The sequence below is a fragment of the Salegentibacter tibetensis genome (assembly GCF_020164485.1).
In the GTDB taxonomy this organism is placed as follows: Bacteria; Bacteroidota; Bacteroidia; order Flavobacteriales; family Flavobacteriaceae; genus Salegentibacter; species Salegentibacter tibetensis.
The window spans coordinates 1-4,835 of the sequence record NZ_JAIQZA010000068.1 but is presented as its reverse complement, the minus strand read 5'-3'; the positions used below and the strand labels follow the sequence as shown (position 1 = coordinate 4,835).

General features: G+C 37.7%; 4 protein-coding genes. All 4 read left to right on the top strand.

What is annotated here, in order from left to right; all coding sequences use genetic code 11:
• Positions 1–199 precede the first annotated feature (199 nt).
• From LB467_RS18390 to LB467_RS18375, 4 genes are read left to right on the top strand one after another with little or no spacing between them, the layout of a single operon-like run.
• The gene (locus tag LB467_RS18390; RefSeq protein WP_224475612.1) at positions 200–769 is read left to right on the top strand and encodes a transposase; all 570 of its coding nucleotides are present in this window, start codon (positions 200–202) and stop codon (positions 767–769) included.
• A gap of 49 nt (positions 770–818) precedes the next feature.
• The gene (locus LB467_RS18385) at positions 819–2,402 is read left to right on the top strand and encodes a 4Fe-4S binding protein (protein WP_224475610.1); all 1,584 of its coding nucleotides are present in this window, start codon (positions 819–821) and stop codon (positions 2,400–2,402) included.
• On the top strand, positions 2,402–3,172 hold the full coding sequence (locus LB467_RS18380) for a glycosyltransferase family 2 protein (protein WP_224475607.1): 771 nt from the start codon (positions 2,402–2,404) through the stop codon (positions 3,170–3,172). Before LB467_RS18385 ends, LB467_RS18380 begins: the two co-directional genes overlap by 1 nt.
• Positions 3,172–4,638 (top strand): cellulose synthase family protein, encoded by a 1,467-nt coding sequence (locus LB467_RS18375; protein WP_224475605.1) that lies wholly within the window; start codon positions 3,172–3,174, stop codon positions 4,636–4,638. Before LB467_RS18380 ends, LB467_RS18375 begins: the two co-directional genes overlap by 1 nt.
• The last annotated feature ends 197 nt before the right edge of the window (positions 4,639–4,835 follow it).

The following is a 4,835-nucleotide window of genomic DNA, read 5'->3' as shown; positions in this document are numbered from 1 at the left end:
CTGTTTTTGATCAATGGCTTAACGAAGAAAGAAAAATAGATCACGTGCTTGCCAATCTAAAACAAGCTAATTTTGATCCGGAGTTTTATACTCACCACGAAAAGGAAATTTTTAAAAGTTTTAAAGAAAATTTACAGGAATTTTGATGAAACAGACCTCACAGGTCTTAGAGACCTGTGAGGTCTAAACACCTTAGAATATGAAATATGAACCAATTATAGCTGACAGGTACTACCATATTTATAACCGGGGTAATAACAAGCAGTCTATATTCTTAGAGGAAAAGAATTACGAATATTTCATAAGCCTTATTGTAAAATATTTAATTCCTGTAGCTAATATTTATGCGTACTGTTTGATAAAAAATCATTTTCATATTTTAGTAAAAACAAAAACTGATATTCCTGATTTAAAAATTTCTAAAGCTTTTTCAAATTTATTTAATGCGTATGCAAAGGCTATAAATAAGGCTTATAACCGATCAGGAAGTCTATTTCAGGATCGATTCAAAAGGAAAATTATTGAAAATGAAGAATACCTTAAAACTTTAATTCTTTACATTCATCTAAATCCGGAAAAACATAAAATCATTAAAGATTTTTGCAACTATAAACATTCCTCTTATTCAAAAATAATTTCAACGGGAAATTCCTTTTTGAGCGAAAATGAAGTAATAGAGCTCTTTAATGATAGGGCTAGCTTTTCGTCTGTTCATTTTCAAAGACAGGAAAAAATACATGAGCTTGATAAAAATATTTTCTTAGAATAAATTCAGACCTCACAGGTTTTAAAAACCTGTGAGGTCTAACGCACAATATATGAGCAAACTAGAACACAATATGTCTCTCACCGCAGAGGCACCGGCAAAACTTTCTACAAAACAAAAACTCGCCAGCGGCATTGGATTGATTGGTTTGTTTTTATTAGTGCTGGCTGTAGCGAACGTAAATTTCCCGAATAAAACTTTATTTCTAAGCTTGTCGCTAGGACTTATAACCTTAGGAACAGTAATATTTGCAAACGACCTTTATTTAGGCAAACACGCCGGGATAAAAAACGATGATGTATGGTTTAAATCGCTTACAGGCCGCGGATTTTGGGCCTGGATCCTGGGAATAACACTCACGCTTTTTTATATAGTCTTATATTGGTATCCGCAATATTTAGGCTTGAATCCCGATGGCGCCAATACAGGAATCGTGGCTTTATTCGATCCTTTAAGCCAACTAATTAGCGGAAATCCGGCCAGCCAATGGTTTGTTTACGGGACGCTTTACACTTTGGCTATTCTCATTTTTGGCTATAAATTTATCCTGAAATACCGCAATAATCGTTACGAGATAATTCGTACTTTTTCGGTGATGTTCTTTCAGCTGGGTTTCGCATTTTTAATCCCGGAAATTTTAATTCGGCTCAATCAACCTTATTACAATCCTGCCAATATCTGGCCGCTTAACTACGATCTGTTTACCGATTATAAGATAAACGAATTTCTTTCCGCAGGGAATATTGGCGTAATTATGCTGGCTTTTGGTTTGATTTCTATCTTCGTAATTACTCCTATTTTAACTTACAAATACGGAAAACGTTGGTATTGTAGCTGGGTTTGCGGATGCGGCGGACTTGCAGAAACCGCCGGCGATCCTTACCGCCACTTATCCAATAAATCTCAATATGCCTGGAAGATTGAGCGCTGGGTTATTCATAGTGTTCTGGTTTTCATAACTGTAATGACCATCGCGGTTTTATATTCATTTTTAGGCGACAATGCAAATGATTTCTGGCTTACCAAAGATGTTTTTCTCTGGGGTTCCGCCGGTTTTCTCACCTTGCTTTTTGCTATAATTATGATCTTTAAACGCAAAGAACTGGCAAAAGATGCGAAATACGGAGGTATTGGTTATCTGGTGATAATTTTGGCTATCATTGGTATTAATTATTTAAGCGGAAACGGAAATATTTTCTTCTTTGCCGGTTACCAACTTAGGGAATGGTATGGCTTTTTGATTGGCGCTGTATTTTCCGGGGTAATTGGAGTTGGTTTTTATCCGATTTTTGGTAGCCGGGTTTGGTGCCGATACGGTTGCCCAATGGCGGCAATTTTAGGAATGCAGCAACGACTTTTTTCAAAATTCAGGATTACCACAAACGGCGGACAATGTATTTCCTGCGGAAACTGCTCTACGTATTGTGAGATGGGAATTGACGTTCGCGCTTATGCCCAAAAAGGCGAAAACATTGTCCGCTCCAGTTGTGTTGGCTGCGGAATCTGCTCGGCTGTTTGCCCGCGTGGCGTGTTAAAACTCGAAAATGATGATTTAGACGGAAGAATAAATTCTGAAGAAGTTCTATTAGGAAATGATGTTGATTTAATGGATTTGGTAAAGCAGAAATCGAAGTAATGCCGAAAAAAAATCACGAAACTCAGTGCAAAACGAAATATAAATCAGAAAACTACCCCCTTAATGAATCTAAGCTTCAAAAAGTTAGGATAAAAGTCATTATTCCGGCTTACAACGAAGAAGAATCCATTGCCAAAGTGATTGCTGAAATTCCTGAGCTTGTACAGGAAATAATTGTGGTAAGCAACAACTCTACCGATGCTACTGAAGGAAATGCCAGTAACGCCGGTGCAACCGTGCTTCAGGAAAATCGAAAAGGTTATGGTTATGCCTGTTTAAAGGGTATGGACTATATCTCAAAACAACCAACAACACCCGACATTATTGTCTTTCTGGATGGTGATTACAGCGATTTTCCGTCAGAATTAACTAAGATTATCGCGCCAATTATTGAAGAAAACAAAGACCTGGTGATTGGTGCCCGGGTAAAAAAATGGCGGGAAAAAGGCTCGATGACTTTTCCGCAGATATTTGGGAATTGGCTGGCCACTTCATTGATGAAATTATTTTTCAACGCCCGCTTTACCGATCTCGGTCCGTTTAGGGCAATTAAATACGATAAGCTGCGGGAACTCGAAATGCAGGATAAAACCTACGGCTGGACGGTAGAAATGCAACTAAAAGCCTTAAAAAAAGAATTTTCCTACACCGAAATTCCTGTACATTACAAAAATAGAATTGGCACCTCAAAAGTTTCGGGCACGGTGAAAGGTGCTATCTTTGCAGGAATCAAAATCCTTGGATGGATCTTTAAATACAGTTTCAAGTAATGGATTTGGCCATTATCATCATATACACGCTTGCCCTGCTGCTCATTTTCTTCTATAGTATTTCGCAGCTTCAGTTGTTATTGAATTATCTCAAAGCAAAAAAAAAGGTGGATATCTCGGATAAATTTGATCTAAAAAATCCTGCTGAAATTCCTTTTGTGACTATTCAACTTCCACTTTATAACGAACTTTACGTGGTGGAACGTCTACTGAAAAACATTGCAAAAATTGATTATCCGCGGGAAAAACTGGAGATACAGGTTCTTGATGATTCTACAGATCAATCGGTTGAAAAAATTGAAATATTAGTAGCGCAGCTCCAAAAAAATGGACTCGATATAAAACATATTACCCGCAAAGAACGTAGCGGCTTTAAGGCAGGCGCTTTAAAAGAAGGTTTAAAAATCGTGAAAGGCGAATTTATCGCAATTTTTGATTCCGATTTTCTGCCGAAAGAAGACTGGCTATTGCAAACTGTGCCTTACTTTAAAAACCCTGAAATTGGCGTGGTGCAAACCCGCTGGGGACATATAAACCGGGATTATTCCTTGCTTACCAAAATCCAGGCTTTCGCTTTGGACTTTCATTTTATCCTGGAACAGACCGGCCGTAATTTTGGACGGCATTTTATCAACTTTAATGGCACGGCCGGAATATGGAGAAAGGAATGCATTTTAGACGCAGGAAACTGGAGCGGAGACACCTTAACCGAAGACCTGGACTTAAGTTACCGCGCACAGCTCAAAAAATGGAAGTTTAAATACCTGGAAGACGTAGAAACACCTGCCGAATTACCGGTAGTGGTAAGTGCAGCCCGCTCCCAGCAATTTCGATGGAATAAGGGCGCTGCAGAAAATTTTCATAAGAATTTTAAAAAGTTGATAAAAGATAGATCGGTACCACTTAGCACTAAATTTCACGCTTTTTTTCACCTTTTAAATTCCAGTATGTTTTTGGTGATACTGGTTCTGGCGGTTCTAAGCATTCCGGTGTTGTTTATTAAAAATAACAATCCGCAGTTTAGCTGGTATTTTAACCTGGTCGCCTTCTTTTTGGTAAGCACTGTTATTTTTCTTTTATGCTATTACACTGCTTATGCAAAGATCCACGGGAAAAGTTTTAAAAGCTTTTTGAGCTTTATCGGAATGTTTTTTACATTTTTTTCCGTGGCGATGGGATTTTCGGTGCATAATTCACTTGCGGTTTTGGAAGGACATTTTGGAAAAAAATCGGCTTTTATACGAACGCCGAAATTCAACGTAAGTTCCCTTAAAGACTCCTGGAAAAACAATATTTATATTCAGCAGAAATTCTCGTTTAGCCTTGCAGTAGAATTCGCTTTATGGCTGTATTTTGGCTTCGGACTCTACAGCGCTTTTATGCTGAATGATTTTAGCCTGGCTATTTTCCACCTGATGCTTTTTGTGGGTTTTGGATTTGTGATTTTTAGATCGGTGAGGATTTAAGGAAGAAAAAGCTAAATGTGAAGTTATAATTCGTCATCCTGAACTTGTTTCAGGATCTAACTCGTAAAGGATATTAGAAGCTGAAACAAGTTACCATTGACGTATTTTTTAAGTTGCTGTTTTATAGCTGATTACCATGTCCATTTCTTTTGCCATTTTGAACAAGCTTTTTTGCTTATTAAGCAGTATTTTTTCCT

Excerpts from the sequence above, each read along its gene's own strand:
- LB467_RS18390 (WP_224475612.1), top strand. The coding sequence starts at position 200 with ATGAAATATGAACCAATTATAGCTGACAGGTACTACCATATTTATAAC.
- LB467_RS18385 (WP_224475610.1), top strand. The coding sequence starts at position 819 with ATGAGCAAACTAGAACACAATATGTCTCTCACCGCAGAGGCACCGGCA.
- LB467_RS18380 (WP_224475607.1), top strand. The coding sequence starts at position 2,402 with ATGCCGAAAAAAAATCACGAAACTCAGTGCAAAACGAAATATAAATCA.
- LB467_RS18375 (WP_224475605.1), top strand. The coding sequence starts at position 3,172 with ATGGATTTGGCCATTATCATCATATACACGCTTGCCCTGCTGCTCATT.